The 21,934-nt window shown below is 69.9% G+C and carries 18 protein-coding genes and 1 pseudogene; 13 read left to right on the forward strand and 6 right to left on the reverse strand.

The features are described 5' to 3' along the window. Positions 1-13: 13 nt before the first annotated feature. Complete coding sequence (locus AC07EJ_RS42535) at positions 14-2,371, forward strand: bifunctional polysaccharide deacetylase/glycosyltransferase family 2 protein (RefSeq protein ID WP_478886245.1); 2,358 nt, start codon at positions 14-16, stop codon at positions 2,369-2,371. A gap of 92 nt (positions 2,372-2,463) precedes the next feature. Then, positions 2,464-3,552: an acyltransferase family protein gene (locus tag AC07EJ_RS42540; RefSeq protein WP_389486615.1), complete on the forward strand. Its 1,089-nt coding sequence runs from the start codon at positions 2,464-2,466 to the stop codon at positions 3,550-3,552. A gap of 2 nt (positions 3,553-3,554) precedes the next feature. Here the strand turns inward: AC07EJ_RS42540 and AC07EJ_RS42545 are convergent. Then, positions 3,555-4,426 (reverse strand): annotated as a pseudogene (locus tag AC07EJ_RS42545) (GNAT family N-acetyltransferase). A 543-nt stretch (positions 4,427-4,969) separates the two neighbouring features. Between AC07EJ_RS42545 and gdhA the strand changes: the two are divergent. Next, entirely contained in the window at positions 4,970-6,334 is a 1,365-nt protein-coding gene (gene gdhA / locus AC07EJ_RS42550; protein WP_389486525.1) for an NADP-specific glutamate dehydrogenase, read from the forward strand. 157 nt (positions 6,335-6,491) lie between these two features. Further along, positions 6,492-6,935, forward strand: coding sequence for an alpha/beta fold hydrolase (locus AC07EJ_RS42555; protein WP_389486527.1), 444 nt, complete (start codon positions 6,492-6,494; stop codon positions 6,933-6,935). 72 nt (positions 6,936-7,007) lie between these two features. Here AC07EJ_RS42555 and AC07EJ_RS42560 read toward each other — a convergent pair whose 3' ends face one another. Continuing rightward, complete coding sequence (locus tag AC07EJ_RS42560) at positions 7,008-7,499, reverse strand: GNAT family N-acetyltransferase (protein ID WP_389486529.1); 492 nt, start codon at positions 7,497-7,499, stop codon at positions 7,008-7,010. A gap of 58 nt (positions 7,500-7,557) precedes the next feature. On the opposite strand from AC07EJ_RS42560, the gene AC07EJ_RS42565 reads away from it, so the two are divergent. Beyond that, the gene (locus tag AC07EJ_RS42565; protein WP_393585267.1) at positions 7,558-8,136 is read left to right on the forward strand and encodes a TetR/AcrR family transcriptional regulator; all 579 of its coding nucleotides are present in this window, start codon (positions 7,558-7,560) and stop codon (positions 8,134-8,136) included. A 135-nt stretch (positions 8,137-8,271) separates the two neighbouring features. Here the strand turns inward: AC07EJ_RS42565 and AC07EJ_RS42570 are convergent, their stop codons facing one another. Together AC07EJ_RS42570 and AC07EJ_RS42575 are read right to left on the reverse strand one after the other, a co-directional pair. Next, entirely contained in the window at positions 8,272-8,637 is a 366-nt protein-coding gene (locus AC07EJ_RS42570) for an iron chaperone (RefSeq protein WP_393585266.1), read from the reverse strand. 113 nt (positions 8,638-8,750) lie between these two features. Then, positions 8,751-9,632 (reverse strand): alpha/beta fold hydrolase, encoded by an 882-nt coding sequence (locus tag AC07EJ_RS42575; RefSeq protein ID WP_478886246.1) that lies wholly within the window; start codon positions 9,630-9,632, stop codon positions 8,751-8,753. A gap of 303 nt (positions 9,633-9,935) precedes the next feature. Here AC07EJ_RS42575 and hutH point away from each other — a divergent pair, with 303 nt between their 5' ends. Continuing rightward, on the forward strand, positions 9,936-11,474 hold the full coding sequence (gene hutH, locus AC07EJ_RS42580) for a histidine ammonia-lyase (protein ID WP_389486537.1): 1,539 nt from the start codon (positions 9,936-9,938) through the stop codon (positions 11,472-11,474). Between the two features lie 92 nt (positions 11,475-11,566). Here the strand turns inward: hutH and AC07EJ_RS42585 are convergent, their stop codons facing one another. Beyond that, positions 11,567-12,367: an IclR family transcriptional regulator gene (locus tag AC07EJ_RS42585; protein ID WP_478886247.1), complete on the reverse strand. Its 801-nt coding sequence runs from the start codon at positions 12,365-12,367 to the stop codon at positions 11,567-11,569. Between the two features lie 249 nt (positions 12,368-12,616). Between AC07EJ_RS42585 and AC07EJ_RS42590 the strand changes: the two genes are divergently transcribed. Together AC07EJ_RS42590 and AC07EJ_RS42595 are read left to right on the forward strand one after the other, a co-directional pair. Beyond that, positions 12,617-14,170, forward strand: a complete 1,554-nt coding sequence (locus AC07EJ_RS42590) for an acetolactate synthase large subunit (protein WP_389486541.1) — start codon at positions 12,617-12,619, stop codon at positions 14,168-14,170. Positions 14,171-14,316: 146 nt separating this feature from the next. Beyond that, entirely contained in the window at positions 14,317-14,700 is a 384-nt protein-coding gene (locus tag AC07EJ_RS42595) for a PaaI family thioesterase (protein WP_478886267.1), read from the forward strand. Positions 14,701-14,777: 77 nt separating this feature from the next. Here the strand turns inward: AC07EJ_RS42595 and AC07EJ_RS42600 are convergent, their stop codons facing one another. After that, positions 14,778-15,449 carry a GntR family transcriptional regulator gene (locus AC07EJ_RS42600; protein ID WP_389486542.1) on the reverse strand — a complete coding sequence of 224 codons (672 nt, stop codon included), beginning with the start codon at positions 15,447-15,449 and terminating at the stop codon, positions 14,778-14,780. A 94-nt stretch (positions 15,450-15,543) separates the two neighbouring features. Between AC07EJ_RS42600 and glyA the strand changes: the two genes are divergently transcribed. From glyA to AC07EJ_RS42625, 5 genes are read left to right on the forward strand one after another with little or no spacing between them, the layout of a single operon-like run. After that, positions 15,544-16,896 carry a serine hydroxymethyltransferase gene (glyA, locus tag AC07EJ_RS42605; RefSeq protein ID WP_389486544.1) on the forward strand — a complete coding sequence of 451 codons (1,353 nt, stop codon included), beginning with the start codon at positions 15,544-15,546 and terminating at the stop codon, positions 16,894-16,896. Further along, on the forward strand, positions 16,893-18,113 hold the full coding sequence (locus AC07EJ_RS42610) for a sarcosine oxidase subunit beta family protein (RefSeq protein ID WP_389486546.1): 1,221 nt from the start codon (positions 16,893-16,895) through the stop codon (positions 18,111-18,113). Before glyA ends, AC07EJ_RS42610 begins: the two co-directional genes overlap by 4 nt. Positions 18,114-18,127: 14 nt before the next feature. Then, the gene (locus tag AC07EJ_RS42615; RefSeq protein ID WP_389486548.1) at positions 18,128-18,433 is read left to right on the forward strand and encodes a sarcosine oxidase subunit delta; all 306 of its coding nucleotides are present in this window, start codon (positions 18,128-18,130) and stop codon (positions 18,431-18,433) included. Next, on the forward strand, positions 18,430-21,300 hold the full coding sequence (locus AC07EJ_RS42620) for a sarcosine oxidase subunit alpha family protein (protein ID WP_478886248.1): 2,871 nt from the start codon (positions 18,430-18,432) through the stop codon (positions 21,298-21,300). The genes AC07EJ_RS42615 and AC07EJ_RS42620 overlap by 4 nt, the downstream gene beginning before the upstream one ends. Beyond that, entirely contained in the window at positions 21,293-21,922 is a 630-nt protein-coding gene (locus AC07EJ_RS42625) for a sarcosine oxidase subunit gamma (RefSeq protein ID WP_389486552.1), read from the forward strand. Before AC07EJ_RS42620 ends, AC07EJ_RS42625 begins: the two co-directional genes overlap by 8 nt. The last annotated feature ends 12 nt before the right edge of the window (positions 21,923-21,934 follow it).

Genomic DNA, 21,934 nt, shown 5'->3' on the forward strand with positions numbered 1-21,934 from the left:
GGTTAGGGAAAACATGACTCGCAACACCTCCGCGCGGCGCCGTCGCCGCGCCGCTCCCTCCCGCTTCGAGCGCGCCGGGCGCCGAGCCGCCGCTCTGCAGCGGCCACGCGTCGTCCTCGCGCTCGTTCTCGTCCTTGGACTCGTCAGTGTGATGATGCTCGACGGATATCTGCGGTCCGAGGTTCTGGGCGACCACCGCGTCCGCACCGACGCGTCCTACGACAAGGTGCCGCAGCGCATTCTCGACGGTGGCCCGATTCTGACCTCGCCGAACGGCTCCATGCGGACGCAGTCCGTTCCGAAGAAGACCATCGTGCTCACCTTCGACGACGGTCCCGACGCCACGTACACCGAGAAGGTCCTCAAGATTCTCGCGGACAATGACGTGCACGGCACGTTCTTCCTCGTGGGTTCCATGATCTCCCGGCACCCCGGCATCGTGAAGGACATGGTCGCCCAGGGGAACGAGGTCGGCCTGCACACCTTCACCCACGTCGACCTCTCCTACCAGAGCGACGCCCGTGTGAAGCGCGAACTCACTCAGACCCAACTGGCGTTGGCAGGAGCGGCCGGCATCACCACGAAGCTGGTGCGCGCGCCCTACTCGTCCGAGGCCGCCGCGATCGACAACTACAGCTGGCCGGTCTACAAGAAGCTCGGCGCCATGGGCTACACCAGCGTCTTCGTCGACACCGACAGCGACGACTGGAAGCAGCCGGGCGTCTCGAAGATCGTCCAGTGGGCGACGCCGAAGAAGAACAAGGGCGCGTCGGTGCTCTTCCACGACGCCGGCGGCAACCGTGACCAGACGCTCAAGGCGCTGCCGAAGTACATCAAGAAGATGAAGGCGAAGGGGTACACCTTCACGACGGTCAGCGGCGCCATGGCCAAGACTGCGGCGCGAGCCGGTTCCGCGCAAACCGACTCCGCGCAAACCGGTTCCGCGCGAGCCGACTCCGCGCAGGCCGGCGCGACGCAGGGGTCCGGTCAGGTCCCGGGCGGCGCGGCCCAGCGGGGCACGGGTATCCCTCCTTCTTCCGGCACGAACCCTCCGGGCAGCGCCCAGAACGTCGACCAGGCCGCCCACGCCGAGGCCACCGGCACCACCCTCTACGAAGGGAAGGCGCTCATCGCGGCGGTCGCCATCGCCGAGTGGACCGTGCCAGCACTGGCCGTCTTCCTGGCGGTCGTCGGAGTCGCGGTCATGGCGCGATTCGCGATGATGCTGGTCCTCGCACGGCGCCACTACCGGCAGCGCAACAAGCGCCGGTTCGGCTGGGGGCCGCCCGTCACCGGACCCGTGAGCGTGATCGTGCCCGCGTACAACGAGAAGGAGTGCATCGCCAACACCCTCAACTCCCTCGCGCAGAGCACGCATCCCATCGAGATCATCGTCGTGGACGACGGCTCCACGGACGGGACCAAGGAGATCGCCGAGTCCCTCGGCCTGCCCAACGTGCGGGTGATCCGGCAGGAGAACGCGGGCAAGCCCGCAGCCCTCAACAACGGTGTACGCAACGCCAGTTACGACATCGTCGTGATGATGGACGGCGACACGGTCTTCGAGCCTGACACCGTCCGGCAGCTCGTGCAGCCCTTCGCCGCCCCGGACATCGGCGCGGTCGCGGGCAACGCCAAGGTCGGCAACCGCAACACCGTCATCGGCGCCTGGCAGCACATCGAGTACGTGATGGGCTTCAACCTGGACCGCCGCATGTACGACCTGCTGCGCTGCATGCCCACCATCCCGGGAGCGATCGGCGCGTTCCGGCGCCAGGCAGTCCTCGAGGTCGGCGGCATGAGCGAGGACACCCTCGCCGAGGACACCGACATCACCGTCGCGATGCACCGCGCCGGATGGCGCGTGGTGTACCAGGAGCATGCACGGGCCTGGACGGAGGCGCCGGCCTCGCTCAAGCAGCTGTGGAGCCAGCGCTACCGATGGTCGTACGGCACCATGCAGGCGCTGTGGAAACATCGCAAGTCCCTGGTGGACAAGGGGCCTTCGGGCCGCTTCGGGCGGGTGGGCATGCCGCTCGTGGTGCTCTTCCAGATCGTCACGCCGGTCTTCGCACCGCTGATCGACCTCTTCACCGTCTACTCGATGATCTTCGTGGATTTCAAGGCGTCCCTGCTCGCATGGCTGGCCGTCCTCGGCATCCAACTCGTGTGCGCCGCCTACGCGTTCCGCCTCGACGGAGAGAAGTACCGCTACCTGTGGATGCTCCCGCTCCAGCAGATCGCGTACCGCCAGATGATGTACCTGGTCCTCATCCACTCCTCCATCACCGCTCTCACAGGTGGCCGGCTGCGCTGGCAGAAACTCAAGCGCACCGGCGAGGTCGGGACGCCGACGGGGGTGGGACGGTGAACTCGCCGGCACAGGGGAATCGCCACAGAGCCGCTCGGCGAACGCACGGAACCCCCGAGAGAACGCAGGGCCTGGATCAGGACACCGCGCCTCTGCGGGTGATCGAGCCGGACCGGGACCCCGTTCCCTCGCGGCCAACCGCCCGTACGGGCGGACGCGACCGGTACTTCGACACGCTTCGCGCCCTCGCGCTGGTGCGCGTCGTGGCCTACCACACCTTCGGCTGGGTGTGGGCGGGCCTCGTCTTCCCCTCCATGGGCGTCATGTTCGCGCTCGCCGGCTCACTGATGGCCAAGTCCCTTGAGCGTCCCGCCCTTTCGGTGATCAGAAGCCGCATACGACGGCTGCTGCCGCCCTTCTGGCTCTGGGGACTCTTCGTCGTCCTCGCGATGCTGCTGCACGGCTGGATGCCGGGGTGGCAGGTCGTGTACTGGGTGGTCCCACTCGGCGACCCGCCGGGTAACAGCTGGGGCATGCAGGCCTGGGAGATCCTCTGGTATCTGCGAGCCTACCTGTGGTTCGTGCTCCTGTCGCCACTGCTCCTCAAGGTGTTCCGGTGGGCGCCGGTGGCGGTGCTTCTCGCTTCGCTCGCGCCGATCGTGGTGCTCCAGTTCGTGTGGCAGCCGCCGGACAACCGGTTCGGCAGCTGTCTTCTCGACTTCGCCACGTTCCTGTTCTGCTGGCTCGTCGGCATCGCGCACCGTGAGGGCGTCCTGGCCCGGCTGCGCCCGGGACCCGTCGTCGTACTGTCTCTCGCCGCCCTGGTCTTCGGTGCTTGGTTCGCGCTCACCCACCAGGCGGAGTACGGGAGTTACGACCTGGACGACATCCCGCTGGCGCAGACTTTCTGGTCGGCCGGGTTCGTGACGCTGCTGATGTACTCGAAGGCGTACTTCACGGTCGACTTCGCTTGGCTGGCCCGCTTCGAACGGCTCGACCGGATCGTGTCGGTCTTCAACGCGCGAGCGATGACGATCTACCTCTGGCACGAGATCGCGCTGATCCTCGCGGTGCCGCTGATCGACCAGTTCTGGAACGTGCCCGCGTTCGCGAAGTATCTGCCGCTGGAAAGCCAGTGGTTCATGTTCGGCGTCGGCTGGGTGCTGATCGCCGTGGCGATCCCGCTGGTGGGGTGGGTGGAGGACGTGGCTGCGAAGCGACGGCCCAGGCTGCTGCCCTGAGCTCAGGCCTGGACGTCCCGGCATCGGTCCCGGACCTCGGGGAGTTGCCCGAAGCCGGCTGATCTGTAGGCGGGCGACGGCGGCGACGTTGAGGCTCGGGGTGCACACGATCGCGCTCGACGAACCCAGCTCCTGGAGTGCGGCCGCCGCGGCGACGGTGACGGCCTTGCCGTATCCGTGGCCGCGGTGGTCCGGGTGCACGCCCATCGGCTCGAGCAAGCCGGGCTTCCCCGGACCGGCCGACCACACCGTCACCGCCGCCACCGCGTTGTCCAGGTCGTCGTACGCGACCAGGCACCGGGCGTCGGCGTACGGCGATCCGGCCGCCATCGCGCGCCGGCGCTCGTCCGTGAACCTCGGGCTTGCGAACACTGCCCGATACGGCGGCCCGCACGTGCACCTGATCCGGCCCGATCACCTCGATCCGCACGCCTGGGTCGGCCACCGGCTGTGTGAGGTCGCGGCGCAGCGGCGTCCACAGGTCGGCGACGTGCCGGCCGTGCTCGAACAGCAGATCTTGGATCAGTGCGCCCCCCGGCGCTTCGATGGACGCCTTCCCCTTGATGAATACGCCGCGCTCCGGCCCGGTCACATCCTCGACCAGCTGCTGTGCCGGCTCCTCGTCCTGCTGTGCGTCCGGCGCGATCGTCAGCCGCAGCAGCTCGGGCCCGTCCAGCAGCCCGACGGCGAGGATCTGTCCGTCCCGGCACCATGTCCGGACCGCCGCGGCCGTCGCCTCCGCACCGAACCGCCAGAACCAGCCCAGGTCCCCCGGATGCAGCTGCATCGGCGCCCCGTCGTACTGCCACTGGCGCAGCACCTCCACAGCCTCGCTCAGCCCGTCAACTCCCGGCTTGCGCAACACAGTCGCCATAACCCGATCACACACCATCGAAACGACGCCACCGAGCTAGAGGGAGGACCGTCGGGGTCTTCTGTGGTGCATGGGTTCACCTCGTGCGGGAGTAGGCGGTGCGCTGCGGTGCGCTCGACGAGGGCTCGCCCTGGACTCGGCAGCGTGAGTCGGCCACGTGACGGCTCGTACTCCAGGGCGCGGGGGCCAGGCCGACGAGAGCCCAACAGCCAGGAGTGGTAATGGAGTTGGGAACTCCGGAACTGCCGGGCGGGATGCGATGCGCACTTAGGAACCGCCACCGTGGTCTGTCAACACGTTGTACTGACGTGTCCGCATCCCGTGGCCGAACTTCGTCACATACACCGAACCGCTGGTGGCAAGAGTGGCGTTTCACCCCTTGAGCATCGCCGCCCAAGCTCAGCGCCGTGCAGCACCATTGCCGTAGTGTCGACAAGGATCAACGCCAATAACGCACCCGTCGACTCCCTCTCGACCAGACGCAACGTGACCGTGCCGTCCTATTCCTCCCCTACCAAGTCCGCTCCCCGCCAGAGGAAGATGATGACCACCGTTTCGCCCTCAGCACTTCCCTCTCATCTGGACCACGTCCTCGACGCAGTCCGACGTCGCAGCGCAGGCGAAGTCGTGTTTCAACAGGCCGTCGAAGAGGTCCTGCACACGCTCGGACCGGTTCTCGACCGTCATCCCGAGTACGCCGACGCGCACATTCTGGAGCGCCTCTGCGAGCCCGAACGGCAAATCATGTTCCGCGTGCCCTGGGTCGACGACCGCGGCCGGACCCAGGTCAACCGCGGCTACCGCGTGGAATTCTCCAGCGCGCTCGGCCCCTACAAGGGCGGCCTGCGCTTCCACCCGACCGTCGACCTGTCGGTCATCAAGTTCCTCGGCTTCGAGCAGATCTTCAAGAACGCGCTCACCGGCCAGGGCATCGGGGCGGGCAAGGGCGGCGCGGACTTCGACCCCGCCGGCCGCAGTGACGCCGAAGTCATGCGCTTCTGCCAGTCGTTCATCACCGAGCTCTACCGGCATCTGGGAGAGCACACGGATGTGCCGGCCGGTGACATCGGCGTGGGTGGCCGTGAGATCGGCTACATGTTCGGCCAGTACAAGCGGATCGTGAACCGCCACGAGGCGGGGGTCCTGACCGGGAAGGGTGTCGGATGGGGCGGCTCGCAGGGCCGCACCGAAGCGACCGGGTACGGCACCGTGTTCTTCGCCCGGGACATGCTCGCCACCCGCGGGCAGGACCTTTCAGGCCGCACCGTCGTGGTGTCCGGTTCGGGCAATGTGGCGATCTACGCGATCGAGCAGGCCCACCGCCTCGGCGCGAAGGTCGTCGCGTGCTCGGACTCCGCCGGCCATGTCGTCGATCCGGACGGCATCGACGTCGCCCTCCTGCGTGAGATCAAGGAAGTGCGGCGGGAACGGCTGAGCGCCTACGCCGCCGAGCGGCCGTCCGCCGAACACCACGCCTTCGGATCGGTCTTCGACGTGCCCTGCGATGTGGTGCTCCCCTGCGCCACGCAGAACGAGTTGGGCGAGGACCACGCCGCCGCGCTGATCCGCCACGGCGTGCTGGCGGTCGCGGAGGGCGCCAACATGCCCTGCACACCTGGCGCGGTGGCCCGCTTCCGTGCGGCCGGGGTGCTGTTCGGCCCCGGCAAGGCCGCGAACGCGGGCGGGGTCGCGACCTCGGCCCTGGAGATGAGCCAGAACGCCGCGCGGGCGGCGTGGAGCCGGGACGAGGTGACAGGCCGGCTCGAGAGCATCATGAGCGACATCCACTCCCACAGTCGCGCAACTGCCTCCGCGTACACCGGTGACCCGGACGACTACGTCGCCGGAGCGGCCATCGCGGGATTCATCCGCGTCGCCGACGCGATGCTCGCTCAGGGCATCGTCTGATCCGCACGACTCCGTACGACTCCGTACGACCACTGAGCACGTCGCCGTCTTCACGTGAGACGGCGACGTGCCGTGGGGCGGCGCCCGGGCGGTACTTCACGGGCATGGCCATTCGCGGGCATGGCCATTCGCGGGCTTGCCCCTTCACGGGCGTGACGTGGCTCATGCGACTGTCATCGAACTTTCGGACCTCCCGCGCGTCCTGATCGCCCGGCTCGGCGTCCCCCAAGTGCACCTGCTGGGGCATTCGCACGGCGCGTTCGTCGCTGCGCACCACGCCCTCAATCACCCCGACCAGCTGGCCGGTGTCGTGTTGTACGAGGGTGCTCCGGTCACCGGGCCCGAGCACATGGAGGAGGCGGGCCGGAAGGTGCAGGAGTTCGCGGCCAGGCACGCCGCCAACCTCGCCATGCTCGACGGCTCCGACCTCGCGCACGCCCTCTCCGTCCGGCCCACGATCGACGACGCCATCACTGCCTACGAGAACGTGATGCTGCCCCGCTCCACCGAAGCTGCGGAAGGAGCCGCCGACGGACTCGACAGCGCCTTCGCCCCCGACTCCGCCGAACAGACCCTCGCCCACATGACGGCACACCACTGACGCCTGCGAGAGCACCCGAACGTGAAGACCAAACCCAGGCCCATCCCGCCCCCAACCCCTGACGGCGGCCCCCTACAGAATGCGCTGCCAGGTCTGGCCGACGAGGTCGTGGCCGAAGCTGTGGTGGGGCTCTTCGTCGACGAGCTCGAAGCCGTGCTTCTGGTAGATCCGCCGAGCCGAACCAAGCACGTCGTTGGTCCACAGGGTGATCACCTCGTACCCGGCATCCCGCGCGAACGTCAGACATTCCTCGACCAGGCGGGCTCCCAGGCCCAAGCCGCGTGCGTGCGGGTCGACGAGCAGCAGGCGCAGCTTCGCCGTCCGGTCGTCATGGCGGACGCAGAAGATGCAGCCGGCCCGCGCTCCGTCGACCTCGGCGACCCAGGCCGACTGCGGACCGGGGTCCTTCTCCTCGGCGTAGTCGGCGACGATCCGGCTGACCAATGTCTCGAAGCCGGTGTCCCAGCCGAATTCCCGGTCGTAGAACTCACCGTGCGCCATCACCACCCAGCCCAGGTCGCCGGGCCGGCCCAGTGGCCGGACAACCACCTCGCGCTCCGCCATTTCACCCTCGCCTCCCGTCTCCGTTTCACTGAAACGACTGTTTCAGTAGACTAACGCGGTGAGCCGATCCGACCCAACCCCCTCACCGCGACGGCAGGAACTGCTGGAAGCGGCGTACGCCTATGCCCTGCGCAGCGGCCTGGGCGAGCTGTCCCTGCGTCCGCTGGCCGAGGAGATCCACTCCAGCCCGCGCGTACTGCTCTACCTGTTCGGCAGCAAGGACGGCCTGATCCGCGCCCTGCTCGCGCGGGCCAGAGCCGACGAACTCGCACACATCCAGCAGGTCCACGCGTCACAGGACGGGTCGCAGGGGCTTCAGCCGGTCGCTCGGGAGCTGTGGCGATGGCTTTCCGACGAGGCTCACCGCGGGCTTCTGACGTTGTGGGTCGAGAGCTACGCCCGTTCCCTCATCGAACCCGAGGGGCCTTGGGCCTGCTTCGCCCGCGACACGGTCGGCGACTGGCTGGCGCTGCTCGCCTCCAGCCAGTCCGCCGCGCTGCGTGACACGGAGGCCGCTCTCGCCCAGCGCACCCTCGTACTCGCGGTCCTGAGGGGCGCGATGCTGGACCTGCTCGCCACCGGCGAGACCGCGCGCACGACCTCGGCGGTGCACCAACAACTGGACGCGTTGGGGTGACACGGCCGGCCGGCCGCGAGCTGACGCCTGCACGCGGCGCGGTCGCTGCGCGCGCTCCTGCCATCACCAGATCTTGCCCGGTACGCGCGCTCCCTGCCGTCAGCAGATCTTGCCCGGTACGCGCGCTCCCTGCCGTCAGCAGATCTTGCCCGGCGCGGGCGCGGTAGCCCTCAGCAGGTCCCGTACCAGGTCGAAGTCGACGCTCTCCGGTTTACGGAAACGCAGACAGCCCTTCCCCATGTCCTGCTCGGCCAGCCGCCCCGCGAACGCCTCCCGGACGTCAGTGCGCATGAGGTAGAACGAGATGTACTGTTTCTGGCTCGCGAAGGCGATCTCGGCGGCGCCGTCCCGCTCGTACGCGGGCATGCCGTACGCCATCACCTCGTCGAACCCCTTGAGCTCCGTACGGCACAGCTGCCGCAGCCTTGTCAGGGCATCCCTGCGCTCCTCCGCCACCTCGGCCAGGTACCCGTCGACGTCTTCCGCGCTGCTCTGCACCATGCAGCGAGCGTATTCCCGCCCGGCGATGCACGAGGGCGACCGCCACCGGCCGCGGGGCGGCGCGTCCTGTGCAGCACGCCCACACGGCACACCACCCCGCCCCGACCGTGCGCTCAGGCGGTGTGCGCCTGCACCGCGTCGATGATCTCGGGCCAGAGCTCGCGCGGCCGGTCGTGGCCCATGTCCGGCATCAGCACGAGCTTCGCTCCGGGTACGAGTTCCGCGGTGCGTTCCCCTCCGCTCGGGGTGATCAGCGTGTCGTCCAGGCCGTGGATCACCAGAGTCGGAAGCCGAAGGGTCCGAAGAACCTCCGCTCGCGAGCCGTCGAGGATCATCGCTCCGAGTTGGCGCCCGACGCCTGCCGGGTAGTACGCGCGGTCGTAGCTGCCGGCAGCAAGTTCACGAAGGAGTGCGGGGTCGCCATATCGCCGGGAGGCCCACACCAGTTCCCGATCCGCCGCCGCGATGTATCCCTCGCGGTCTGCCGGCTTCGGACTCAGGAGTACCGCTTGGGCCTCGGGAGCGGCCTGGCCGTATTCGGGTTCGCCGGTCGAGGACATCATCGAGGTCAGGGTCAGCACCCGGGCGGGCCGGGCGATGGCCATCTTCTGGGCAATCATGCCGCCCATCGAGGTCCCGACCACGTGAGCGCGTTCCATGCCGAGCGCGGTGAGCAGGTTGAGGCCGTCGGCCGCCATGTCCGTCAACGTGTACGGCACCATGGCGAGGGCGGAGGCAATGTCTCCCGAGCTCACGGCGGCGATGAACCGGCCCATGTCGACGGGGTGGTCGTCGAACTTGGTGGACAGGCCGCAGTCGCGGTTGTCGTATCGGATCACGTGGCGACCACGGTCGGCCAGTGCACGGCAGAAGTCCTCGTGCCAGGCGATCATCTGGGCACCGAACCCCATCACCAGCAGGACGGGTGGGTCGGAAGGATCACCGAACGTCTCGTACGCGAGGGACATTCCGGGCGAGATTTCGGCAATCGGCATGCCCGGATCTTCTCAGCATCGGCTGTCGCGGCGCATATGGAATATCGACCGGAATGTCGACTGGAATATCGACCGCCGGATGTTGGCCGAGCGGGTGGTCGACCTCTGCGTGACCGGCGGGCGGCAGCGGTCGACGCCCCCGCCGCAGGTCTCGTACGAGGAGAGCCGGGAGCCCCGCACAAACAGTCCGCACACTCGCGATCTGCACGGAACCCCGGTGCTGCGGCCAACTGTCTGGGATCCCGGACAGTAACCCTCCGCAGCCACTGACGAAGACCTTCCGCTTTCGGGCTTGATGGAGTCATGAACGAAACCTTCGTAGGGGTCGGCCCCCTCTCCGTCGCCGATGTCGTGTCCGTCGCCCGGCACGGGGCCCGCGTGACCCTCACCCACGAAGCCCTGGGAGAGATAGCCCAGAGCCGCAAGGTGGTCGAGAACCTCGCCAACGACGTCGTGCCCCACTACGGCGTCTCCACCGGCTTCGGCGCCCTCGCCACCCGTCACATCCCGCTGGAGCTGCGCGCCCAGCTCCAGCGCAGCCTGGTGCGCTCGCACGCCGCCGGGTCCGGCGCCGAGGTCGAGCGCGAGGTCGTCCGCGCCCTCATGCTGCTGCGCCTGTCGACGCTCGCCACCGGCCGCACCGGTGTGCGCCCCGACACCGCCCAGGCCTACGCCGACCTGCTCAACGCCGGCATCACCCCGGTCGTCCACGAGTACGGCTCGCTCGGCTGTTCCGGCGACCTCGCTCCGCTCGCCCACTGCGCCCTCGCCGTCATGGGCGAAGGCCAGGTGCGTGACGCGAAGGGCGACCTGATGCCTGCCGCGGACGCCCTCGCCGCCGCCGGTCTCTCCCCCGTCACGCTGCACGAGAAGGAGGGCCTGGCCCTCATCAACGGCACCGACGGCATGCTCGGCCAACTCGTCATGGCCGCACACGACCTGCAGATGCTGCTGCGCACCGCCGACATCGCCGCCGCCATGAGCGTCGAGGGACAGCTCGGCACCGACGCCGTGTTCGCCGCCGACCTCCAGGCCCTGCGGCCGCACCCGGGCCAGGGTTCGAGCGCCGCCAACCTCACCGCCCTTCTGAAGGGTTCGGAGATCGTGGCGAGCCACCGCGGTCCCGAGTGCACCCGGGTCCAGGACGCGTACTCGCTGCGCTGCACCCCGCAGGTCCACGGCGCCGCCCGCGACACGCTGGCGCACGCCGAGACGGTCGCCGGGCGTGAGCTGGCCAGCGCCATCGACAACCCCGTCGTCACGCCCGACGGGCGCGTCGAGTCCAACGGCAACTTCCACGGCGCGCCCGTGGCCTGCGTCCTGGACTTCCTGGCCATCTCCGTCGCCGACGTCGCCTCGGTCAGCGAACGCCGTACCGACCGCTTCCTCGACGTCGCGCGCAACCACGGCCTGAACGCGTTCCTCGCCGACGACCCGGGCGTGGACTCCGGCCACATGATCGCCCAGTACACCCAGGCGGGCATCGTCTCCGAGCTCAAGCGCCTCGCCGCGCCCGCCTCGGTGGACTCCATCCCCTCCAGCGCCATGCAGGAGGACCATGTCTCCATGGGGTGGGCCGCGGCCCGCAAGCTGCGCCGCGCCATCGACGGCCTGACCCGCGTGGTGGCCGTGGAGATCCTCACCGCGGCCCGCGCGCTCGACCTTCGTGGCCCCCTGGCCCCCGCGCCCGCCACGGCGGCAGTCCTGGCCGGACTGCGCCGCGATGTCGAGGGCCCTGGCACCGACCGCTACCTCGCTCCCGAGATCGAGGCCGCCGTGCAGTTCGTGGCCACCGGCGGCGCCCTCGCGGCCGCCGAGTCGGTGACCGGTCCGCTGAGCTGAACCGTTCGGGCCTGCTTCCTGTGACCGTTTCGACCTGGTCCCAGTAGACCGGACTCCCGCCGCCGGCCCGTCCGGCGGCGGGAGTTCGGTTTCTACGTGCGGTGTCCTGCGACCTGCGTACGAGCGGTTGCGTCGGCCACCCCGCCGATGCGCCGGCTCAGTTCGTTCGCGGTCCGGGCCACCTGCGCGGCGATCCGACGCTGTTGCTCCGCACCGACCTCGTCGCCGGGAAAGGTGACCGCCACACCGGCGACGGGGTGGGCGCTGTGGTCGAGGACCGCGGCCGCCACGGACGCGAAACCCGGTGTCACCTCGCCGTCCTCAGTGGCGTACCCGCGTCGGCGTGCCTCCACAAGGAGTTGGCGGAGCGCGGTCAGCGAGCCGGGACCGAACTCGTTGCGCAGGACGAAGGCCGACGCGTCGGGGAACAGGGCCCGCACCTGTGCCTGCGGCAGACGGGCCAGGACCGCCCGGCCGCTTGCGGTGAGGTGCGCCGGCAGCCGGACGCCGACCTCGGTCACCAGGGGCGAACGTCCCGGTGCCCGTTCCTCGATCACGTAGATGACCTCGCGGCCGTGGAGTACGGCGAGGTGCGCGTTGTGGCCCGTGCTGTCGGCGAGCTTCGCCAGCGGTACCCGCGCCAGGCGCTGGAAGGGGGCCTGCCTGCTGTATCCGGAGGCGAGCTCGAAGGCGCTGACGCCCAGTCCGTAGCGTCGCTCCTCCTGCAGGTGCACGACGAAGCCTTCGCACGCCAGGGTGTCGAGCAGGTGGTACGTCGTCGAGCGGGGAAGCCCGACGTCACGGCTGATCGCCGCGGCGGGTACGGGCCCTGCCTGGCCTGCGAGATAGCGGAGGATGGCCAGCACCTGGGCGGCGGCGGGAACGGGAGCCATACCAGGAGGTTACGTCCGCAGGCCGGCCCCGCCGCGGACCACCCGTTCGAAGTCTGGGATACGAGACCCTTGTCGCGCTTCGACGAGACCGATACAAGTGCGGGACCAAGGTCAATACCTCGACACAAGATTACCGACCGCTTAGTATCCGCAGGCAGCGCACACAACCCTTCGCGCACCCCCCGAGAGACAGTCGCCGGCCGTCAGCCCTGGCAATCAGCACGGACGGTCACGACGGAGAGGCCGCCCATGAACGGCGCGCAGTCGCTGATCCGTACTCTTGTCCGCGCCGGTGTCGAAGTGTGCTTCGCCAATCCCGGCACATCGGAGATGCACTTCGTCGCCGCGCTCGACTCCGTGCCCGAAATGCGGGGCGTGCTCGGCCTGTTCGAGGGTGCCGTCACCGGGGCCGCCGACGGATACGCCCGTATCGCGGGGAAACCGGCCGCCACCCTGCTCCACCTCGGCCCCGGCCTCGGCAACGGGCTGGCCAATCTCCACAACGCGCGCCGGGCCCACACCCCCATCGTGAACGTCGTGGGCGACCACGCCACCCACCACAAGAAGTACGACGCCCCTCTGGAGTCCGACATCGAGCCGGTGGCCGGTTCGGTCAGTGGCTGGGTACGGCGCAGCGACCGGGTCGCCGAGGTCGGGGCCGACGCTGCGGCCGCCGTAGCGGCGTCGATGGAGGCACCGGGACAGATCGCGACGCTGATCCTGCCTGCCGACGCGTCCTGGGACGAGGGCGGCCTGGTCGCCGAACCGGTGTCCCCGCGTACGCCTTCGGCTCCCGACCCGCAGGCGGTGTCGTCCATCGCCGACATCCTGCGCGGCGGCGAACCCGCCGTGCTGCTGATCGGCGGCGAGGCCTGCCGTGCTCCCGGGCTCCTCGCGACCAGCCGCATCGCGAACGCCACCGGCGTGCGCGCGCTGGTGGAAACCTTCCCCGCGCGGCTGGAGCGCGGCGCGGGCCTGCCCGCCATCGAGCGCCTCCGCTACCTCGCCGAGCAGGCCGTCCGCCAACTCGACGGCGTCAAGCACCTGATCGTGGCGGGCACGCGCTCCCCCGTGTCGTTCTTCGCCTACCCCGGCAAGCCGAGCGACCTGGTACCGGAGGGCGCCCAGGTGCACACCCTCGCCGATCCGTCCCAGGACGTCGTCGCCGTGCTGGAAGCACTGGCCGACGAGGTGGCGGCGGACACCTTGCCGACCCTGGCCGAGCCGGCCCGCCCGCCGCTGCCGAGCGGCCCCCTCACCGCGAACAACTGGGCGGAAGTCATCGGCTCGCTGCTCCCCGCCGGCGCGATCGTCTCGGACGAGGCGAACACGTCCGGCGCGGCATTGCCCGCGGCGACGGCCGGAGCGCCCCGGCACGACGTCCTCACGCTGACCGGCGGCGCGATCGGGCAGGGCATCCCGGTCGCCACCGGGGCGGCGATCGCGGCCCCGGACCGGCCGGTCATCAACCTGGAGGCCGACGGCAGCGCGATGTACACGATCTCGGCCCTGTGGACCCAGGCACGCGAGAACCTCGACGTCACCACCGTCATCCTGAACAACAGCGCCTATGCCGTACTGCGCCTCGAAATGCTGCGGGTCGGCGCCGACCTCTCGGGCCCTGCCGCGAAGACGCTGCTCGACCTCTCCTCCCCCGACCTGAACTTCGCCAGGATCGCTGAAGGCATGGGCGTCCCGTCATCGCGGGCGACGACCTGCGAGGAACTCGCCGAGCAGCTCCGCCACGCACTCGCAAAACCGGGCCCCCATCTGATCGACGCCGTGGTCCCGCCTCACTTGTAGTGTGCTGCTCCATATGGGCTCACAGCGCTCACAGACAGAACCGCATATCCGATGAAGGAGAGCATGTGAAAGGCCATGAGCTGCAGGAACAGGCGAGCACCGAGGTGCAGGAGCGCATCCGGGCCAGTTTCGACCGGCAGGGGCTCATGGCCCACCTCGGTGCACGGCTCACCCGCATCGCGCCGGGCGCCGTGCACATCGCGCTTCCGGCCCGGCCTGAAGTCACCCAGCAGCACGGCTACTTCCACGCCGGTGCCACCAGCGCCATCGCTGACAGCGCCGGCGGCTACGCGGCCTTCACCCTGTTCCCTGAGCCTGAGAACACCGAAGTGCTCACCGTCGAATACAAGATCAACCTGGTCGCACCCGCCGTCGGCGATCACCTTGAGGCCGTCGGAACCGTCCTCAAGGCCGGACGCATCCTGACCGTGTGTCAGCTGGAGGTCTTCGCCGTCCAAGAGGACGCCACACGGAAGCTCGTGGCCAACGGGCAGCAGACACTGATCCGGGTGAGCGGAACCGAGCAGTGAGCACGCAAGGACCGTAGCGCCCCCTCCGCGACCGACGTTCAGCGAGTGGGGCCACTCAGGGCGGAACGAACCCCTGGTCAGATGGCGTCGCGCACAGCCCGTTCGAACCCCTCGACATGCGCACGGGCGATCTGGGCCGCCGCATCCGCCTCACCGGCGACGATCGCGTCGATCAGCGGTCCGTGCTCCTCGACGTGACCGGCCATGTCGGCGAGCCTGTCGATGAACAGGCACCAGATGCGCGTGGCCAGATTGTCGTGGCGGATCAGGGTGTCTTCCAGGTACGGGTTGTGCGTGGCGGCGTAGACGGCACGGTGGACCTTGAGGTCCAGGTGCATCAGCCCGGCGGCGTCGCCCCGCCGGGGATCCACACTTTCCAGCTCCCGCCGGACGGCCGTCAGGGCCGCACGGTCCTCGGCCGTGGCCCGCCGCGCCGCCCGTGCGGCGGCCAGCGGCTCCAGCTCCAGGCGGACTTCGGAGATATGGGCCAGGTCGGTGATGTTGACGTCGGTGGCGAAGGTGCCGCGTCGCGGGTAGGTCGTGACGAGGCGCTCGTACTGGAGCCGCTTGAGGGCCTCGCGCACCGGCGTGCGGCCGACGCCGAGGGACTGCGCCAGCTGGTCCTCGTTGATGGGCGCGCCCGGGCGGATGTCGAGCATCACGAGCTGGTCGCGGATGGCGCGGTAGGCGCGCTCGGCGAGGGACAGTTCCTCTCCACCGACCGCCGGCTCGGTCGCCACGTGCTGCATGAGGCCCCCTTGACCCGTCCGTCGAGGTCCCATACCTTACCGCACAGACTGATATATCAGTTGCTCATTAGTTGGCTCACAGAATGGTGCGCAGATGGCAACGGACGCCCGGTCGGTCACCACTCCTACGATTCCCGCTTCACTCCACGCCCCGCTCGGCGAGCTCGACCCGGACGTCGCCGCCGCGATCGACGCCGAGCTGCACCGCCAGCAGTCGACACTGGAAATGATCGCGTCGGAGAACTTCGCCCCGGTCGCCGTCATGGAGGCCCAGGGCTCGGTCCTGACCAACAAGTACGCCGAGGGCTACCCCGGCCGCCGCTACTACGGCGGCTGTGAACACGTCGACGTCATCGAGCAGTTGGCCATCGATCGGGTCAAGGACCTGTTCGGCGCCGAGGCCGCGAACGTGCAGCCGCATTCGGGCGCCCAGGCCAACGCCGCCGCGATGTTCGCACTCCTCAGTCCGGGCGACACGATCCTCGGCCTCGACCTGGCGCACGGCGGTCACCTGACCCACGGCATGCGCATCAACTTCTCCGGCAAGCTCTACAACGTCGTGCCCTACCACGTGAGCGAGTCCGACCTTCGTATCGACATGGACGAGGTCGAGCGGCTCGCACGCGAGCACCGGCCCAAGCTGATCGTCGCCGGCTGGTCGGCCTACCCCCGCCGCCTCGACTTCGCCGCGTTCCGGCGGATCGCCGACGAGGTGGGCGCGTACCTGATGGTGGACATGGCTCACTTCGCCGGGCTCGTCGCGGCCGGATTGCACCCAAGTCCCGTTCCGTACGCGGACGTTGTCACGACCACCACCCACAAGACTCTCGGCGGCCCGCGCGGCGGGGTGATCCTCAGCCGGGCCGCTCTGGCCAAGAAGATCAACTCCGCGGTCTTCCCCGGGCAGCAGGGCGGCCCCCTCCAGCACGTCATCGCGGCGAAGGCGGTGGCCTTCAAGGTGGCGGCGGGCGAAGCGTTCAAGGAGCGCCAGCAGCGCACCCTGGACGGCGCCCGCATCCTGGCCGGACGTCTGCTCAGCGACGACGTGGCCGAGGCCGGGATCACCGTGCTCACCGGCGGCACCGAGGTCCACCTGGTCCTCGTCGACCTGCGCGACTCCGCGCTCGACGGGCAGCAGGCCGAGGACCGCCTGCACCGCGTCGGCATCACCGTCAACCGCAACGCGGTGCCGTTCGACCCGCGCCCGCCGATGGTCTCGTCCGGCCTGCGCATCGGCACCCCGGCACTCGCCACGCGCGGCTTCGGCGCCGAGGAGTTCCGTGAGGTCGCCGACATCATCGCCGGGGCGCTCAAGCCCGAGCGGCTGAGCGAGGAGCACGCGGGTCTGCTGCGCGACCGGGTCGAGAAGCTCGCCGGTGCGTTCCCCCTCTACCCCCGCCTGCCCAGCCTGTCCCACCTGTCCCGCCCGAACGGAGACATGGCATGACCGCCGAGCCGCTCCCGGAGCATCCGGATTTCCTCTGGCGCAATCCCGATCCGCGCTCCTCGTACGACGTCATCATCGTCGGCGCGGGCGGTCACGGCCTCGCCACCGCCTACTACCTCGCGAAGGAACACGGCATCACCAATGTCGCCGTTCTGGAGAAGGGCTGGCTGGCCGGCGGCAACATGGCGCGCAACACCACCATCATCCGCTCCAACTACCTGTGGGACGAGAGCGCGGCGATCTACGAGCACGCGCTCAAGCTGTGGGAGGGGCTCCCGCAGGAGCTGGACTACGACTTCCTGTTCAGCCAGCGCGGGGTGCTCAACCTCGCGCACACCCTCCAGGACGTGCGCGAAGGCATGCGCCGCGCCAACGCCAACCGGCTCAACGGAGTCGACGCCGAGTGGCTCGACCCGGACCAGGTCGCCGAGGTCTGCCCCATCCTCAACGTCTCCCCGAACACCCGGTATCCGGTGCTCGGCGGCACCTTCCAACCGCGCGCGGGCATCGCCAAGCACGACCACGTCGCCTGGGCGCTCGCCCGCCGCGCCGACGAGATGGGCGTCGACCTGATCCAGGGCTGCGAGGTCACCGGCTTCCTCAAGGACGGCGAGAAGGTCGTGGGCGTCGAGACCAACCGCGGCCGTATCCTCGCCGGCCGGGTCGGCCTCGCGGCCGCCGGGCACAGCAGCGTGCTCGCCGAACGGGCCGGGATCCGCCTCCCCGTCCAGTCCCACCCCCTCCAGGCGCTGGTGTCCGAGCTCCACGAGCCGGTGCACCCCACCGTCGTCATGTCGAACCACGTCCACGTCTACGTCTCCCAGGCGCACAAGGGCGAGCTGGTCATGGGCGCGGGAGTCGACTCGTACAACGGCTACGGCCAGCGGGGTTCCTTCCACGTGATCGAGGAGCAGATGGCGGCCGCCGTCGAGCTGTTCCCCGTCTTCGCCCGGGCGCATGTGCTGCGGACCTGGGGCGGCATCGTCGACGTCACTCCGGACGCCTCGCCGATCATCAGCGCCACTCCCGTGGAGAATCTCTTCGTCAACTGCGGCTGGGGCACCGGGGGTTTCAAGGCCACCCCGGCGGCCGGCTGGACCTTCGCGCACACCATCGCCACGGGTGAGGCGCACCCGCTCAACGCCCCCTTCGCCCTCGACCGCTTCACGACGGGCGCACTGATCGACGAACACGGCGCCGCGGCCGTGGCCCACTGAGAGGAGGCACCGCGATGCTGCTGATCACCTGCCCATGGTGCGGTCCGCACAACGAGAGCGAATACCACTACGGGGGCCAGGCCCACGTCCCGTACCCCGACAACCCCGCCGACCTCGACGACCGGCAGTGGGCCGAGTACGTCTTCTACCGCGACAACCCGAAGGGCCCCTTCGCCGAGCGGTGGATGCACAGTCACGGCTGCCGCCGCTGGTTCAACGCGCTGCGTGACACGGTCAGTTACGAGGTGCTCGCCACCTACCGGCTCGACGAGCCGCGTCCCGAACCCCACCTCACCGACCCGGCCGGAGAGAATCGATGACCGACCAGCAGTTCCGGCTCAGCGACGAAGGCCGCGTCGACCACACCACCTTCCTCCACTTCACCCTCGACGGACGGGAGTTGACCGGTCATCCCGGCGACACCCTCGCCTCCGCCATGCTGGCCAACGGCATCGTGGAAGCCGGCCCGTCGCTCTACCTCAGCCGCCCGCGCGGCATCGTCTCCGCGGGCGTCGAGGAGCCCAACGCCCTGGTGCAGCTGGACGGTTCGCACTCGGAGGGCATGCTCCCCGCGACGACGGTGGAGCTGTACGACGGCCTGTCCGCACGGACCCTGTCCGGGATGGGGCGGCTCGACCCGACCCCCGACTCCGCCGTCTACGACAAGAAATACGTCCACACCGACGTCCTGGTCGTCGGAGCCGGACCGGCCGGGCTCGCGGCCGCCGCTGCCGCCGCGGATTCCGGCGCGCGCGTGATCCTGGTGGACGACCAGCCCGAGCTCGGTGGAGCACTGCTGTCGGGACACACCCGACTGACATGGGTCGCCGGCGTCCGCGCCTCGCTCGACGCCGCCCCCGAGGTCACCGTCCTGACGCGCACCACCGCGTTCGGCAGCTACGACGACAACTACGTCCTCGCGCTCCAGCGGCGCACCGACCACCTCGGAGCCGACGCCCCCGACCCGTCCTCGGGCGTCTCGCGCCAGCGGCTGTGGCACATCCGCGCCCGCCAGGTCGTCCTGGCGACCGGCGCGCACGAACGCCCGCTGGTCTTCGCCGGGAACGACCGCCCCGGCGTGATGCTGGCCGCGTCCGTACGCACCTATCTCAACCGGTACGGGGTGGCCCCGGGCAGGCAAGCCGTGGTCGCCACCACCAACGACAGCGCGTACGACACGGTCACCGATCTGCGCGCCGCCGGGATCGACATCGCCGCCGTCGTGGACGCGCGCCCGGAACTGTCCCAGCGGGCCGCCGAGACCGTCGCGGCGACCGGGGTTCGGGTGCTCACGGGCAGCGCCGTCGTCGACACCACGGGCCGGCCCCGGCTCACCGGCGTGACCGTCCAGGCCCTCGATGCCGACAGTCAACTCACCGGCGAGGCCGAGGAGTTCGACTGCGACCTGCTCGCCGTCTCGGGCGGCTGGAGCCCGGTCGTCCACCTGCACAGCCAGCGCCAGGGCAAGCTGCGCTGGGACGACGTCCTGGTCGCCTTCGTCCCCGACGGCACGGTACGCGACCAGCAGGTCGTCGGCGCGGCGCGCGGGACGTACGGTCTCGACGCGGCTCTGGCCGAAGGCGCGCGGGCCGGCGCGCTGGCCGCGACCGAGGCAGGGTTCCCCGTCCCGGCACCCGAGGCGCCGTCGCAGGACGCACGCCCCGATGTCCGCGCCCTGTGGCTGGTGCCCTCCCCCGCCGGCGAACCCTGTGGCTGGGACACCCACTTCGTCGACCTCCAGCGCGACGTCACCGTCGCCGACGTCTGGCGGTCCACCGGCGCCGGCATGCGCGGCGTCGAGCACGTCAAGCGCTACACCTCCCTCGGTACGGCGAACGACCAGGGCAAGACGTCCGGCGTCAACGCGATCGGCGTGATCGCCGAGGCCCTCGGCGCGGGCGCGTCACCCGGCGAGATCGGCACCACCGCCTACCGGGCGCCGTACACGCCCGTGGCCTTCGCCGCCCTGGCCGGACGCGAACGCGGTGACCTCTTCGACCCTGAGCGCACCACCTCCATCCACGGCTGGCACGTCACCCACGGCGCCAAGTTCGAGGACGTCGGGCAGTGGAAGCGGCCCTGGTACTACCCCCGGCCCGGCGAGGACATGGACGCGGCCGTCGCCCGCGAGTGCCGTGCGGCCCGCGAGGGCGTGGGGTTCATGGACGCCACCACCCTCGGCAAGATCGAGATCTGGGGCACGGACGCGGGCGAGTTCCTCAACCGCGTCTACACCAACGCGTTCAAGAAGCTGAAGCCCGGCATGGCCCGCTACGGCGTGATGTGCAAGCCGGACGGCATGATCTTCGACGACGGCGTGACACTGCGCCTGGACGAGGGCCGCTACTTCATGACCACCACGACCGGCGGCGCCGCCGGGGTCCTGGACTGGCTGGAGGAGTGGCTGCAGACCGAGTGGCCCGAACTCGACGTCCACTGCACGTCGGTGACCGAACAGTGGGCGACGGTCGCCGTCGTCGGCCCGAAGTCACGTGACGTCATCGCGCGACTGGCCCCCGAACTCGACGTCTGTGCCGAGGCGTTCCCCTTCATGGCCTTCCGCGAGACCACCCTGGCCTCCGGCATCCCGGCCCGCGTCTGCCGGATCTCCTTCTCCGGCGAACTCGCCTTCGAGATCAATGTCTCGTCCTGGTACGGCCGCGCCGTCTGGGAGCAGGTGTACGAGGCCGGACAGCCGTACGACATCACTCCGTACGGCACCGAGACGATGCACGTCCTGCGGGCCGAGAAGGGGTTCATCATCGTCGGCCAGGACACCGACGGCACCGTCACCCCGCAGGACGCGAACATGGACTGGGTGGTCTCCAAGCGCAAGGACTTCATCGGAAACCGGTCCTACTCCCGCGCCGACACCACTCGCACCGACCGCAAGCAGCTGGTCGGCCTGCTGCCGGCCGACCGTACGACGCGGCTGCCCGAGGGTTCCCAACTCATCGCGCAGGACACACCGTTGACGCCCGAGGCCGGGCCGGTCCCGATGCTCGGCCACGTCACTTCCAGCTACCACAGCGCGGCCCTCGGCCGTCCCTTCGCCCTCGCTCTCGTCGCCGGGGGCCGGGCGAGGATCGGCTCGACCCTGCTCGCCCCGGTGGGCGACGACCTGGTGCCCGTCGAGGTCACCGACTCCGTGCTCTACGACCCCGAAGGGACCAAGCGCGATGGCTGAGCCCCACAACGATGCGAGCACCGGCCCGGTGGCACTGCGTGTGAGCCCGCTGGCGCACCTGGCGCAGCGCATGAACGACGCCGCCGTCACCGGGGCCCGCGGCGTCACGCTCACCGAACGTCCCTTCGCCACCATGGTGAACGTGCGCGTCAGCCCCGCCTCCGCGGCGGCCTCCCGCATCGAGAAGACGCTGGGGGCACCACTCCCCCGCGCGTACGGCGAGACCACGTCATCCGGCACCCACACGGCGTGCTGGCTCGGTCCCGACGAGTGGCTCGTGCTGTCCCAGGCGGAAGAGACCTCTGTGGCCGCCGAGTTGAGGGAGGCGCTCGCGGCGGATCCGGGCTCGGTCGTCGATGTCTCGGCGAACCGCACCACTCTCGAACTGAGCGGCCCGGCGGCCCGCCAGGTGCTGGAGAAGGGCTGCCCGCTGGACCTGCATCCTCGGGTCTTCGGCCCCGGCCGTGCGGTGTCGACCACGGTGGGGCCGATCGCGGTCCTGCTCCGGCAGGTCGACGACGCGCCGACGTACCGGCTGCTGCCGCGTTCGTCCTTCGCCGATTACCTGGCGCGCTGGCTCATCGACGCCATGAGCGAATACCGCGGCCCCGAGCTGCCTTGATCGCGTCGAGTA

The sequence above is a fragment of the Streptomyces sp. NPDC045026 genome, assembly GCF_056432625.1.

Bases quoted from the DNA above. Each gene is read 5' to 3' on its own strand.
- AC07EJ_RS42535 (WP_478886245.1), top strand. From the start codon at position 14: ATGACTCGCAACACCTCCGCGCGGCGCCGTCGCCGCGCCGCTCCCTCC.
- gdhA (WP_389486525.1), top strand. From the start codon at position 4,970: ATGACCACCGTTTCGCCCTCAGCACTTCCCTCTCATCTGGACCACGTC.
- AC07EJ_RS42560 (WP_389486529.1), bottom strand. From the start codon at position 7,499: ATGGCGGAGCGCGAGGTGGTTGTCCGGCCACTGGGCCGGCCCGGCGAC.
- AC07EJ_RS42570 (WP_393585266.1), bottom strand. From the start codon at position 8,637: ATGGTGCAGAGCAGCGCGGAAGACGTCGACGGGTACCTGGCCGAGGTG.
- AC07EJ_RS42575 (WP_478886246.1), bottom strand. From the start codon at position 9,632: ATGCCGATTGCCGAAATCTCGCCCGGAATGTCCCTCGCGTACGAGACG.
- hutH (WP_389486537.1), top strand. From the start codon at position 9,936: ATGAACGAAACCTTCGTAGGGGTCGGCCCCCTCTCCGTCGCCGATGTC.
- AC07EJ_RS42585 (WP_478886247.1), bottom strand. From the start codon at position 12,367: ATGGCTCCCGTTCCCGCCGCCGCCCAGGTGCTGGCCATCCTCCGCTAT.
- AC07EJ_RS42590 (WP_389486541.1), top strand. From the start codon at position 12,617: ATGAACGGCGCGCAGTCGCTGATCCGTACTCTTGTCCGCGCCGGTGTC.
- AC07EJ_RS42595 (WP_478886267.1), top strand. From the start codon at position 14,317: ATGGCCCACCTCGGTGCACGGCTCACCCGCATCGCGCCGGGCGCCGTG.
- AC07EJ_RS42600 (WP_389486542.1), bottom strand. From the start codon at position 15,449: ATGCAGCACGTGGCGACCGAGCCGGCGGTCGGTGGAGAGGAACTGTCC.
- glyA (WP_389486544.1), top strand. From the start codon at position 15,544: ATGGCAACGGACGCCCGGTCGGTCACCACTCCTACGATTCCCGCTTCA.
- AC07EJ_RS42610 (WP_389486546.1), top strand. From the start codon at position 16,893: ATGACCGCCGAGCCGCTCCCGGAGCATCCGGATTTCCTCTGGCGCAAT.
- AC07EJ_RS42615 (WP_389486548.1), top strand. From the start codon at position 18,128: ATGCTGCTGATCACCTGCCCATGGTGCGGTCCGCACAACGAGAGCGAA.
- AC07EJ_RS42620 (WP_478886248.1), top strand. From the start codon at position 18,430: ATGACCGACCAGCAGTTCCGGCTCAGCGACGAAGGCCGCGTCGACCAC.
- AC07EJ_RS42625 (WP_389486552.1), top strand. From the start codon at position 21,293: ATGGCTGAGCCCCACAACGATGCGAGCACCGGCCCGGTGGCACTGCGT.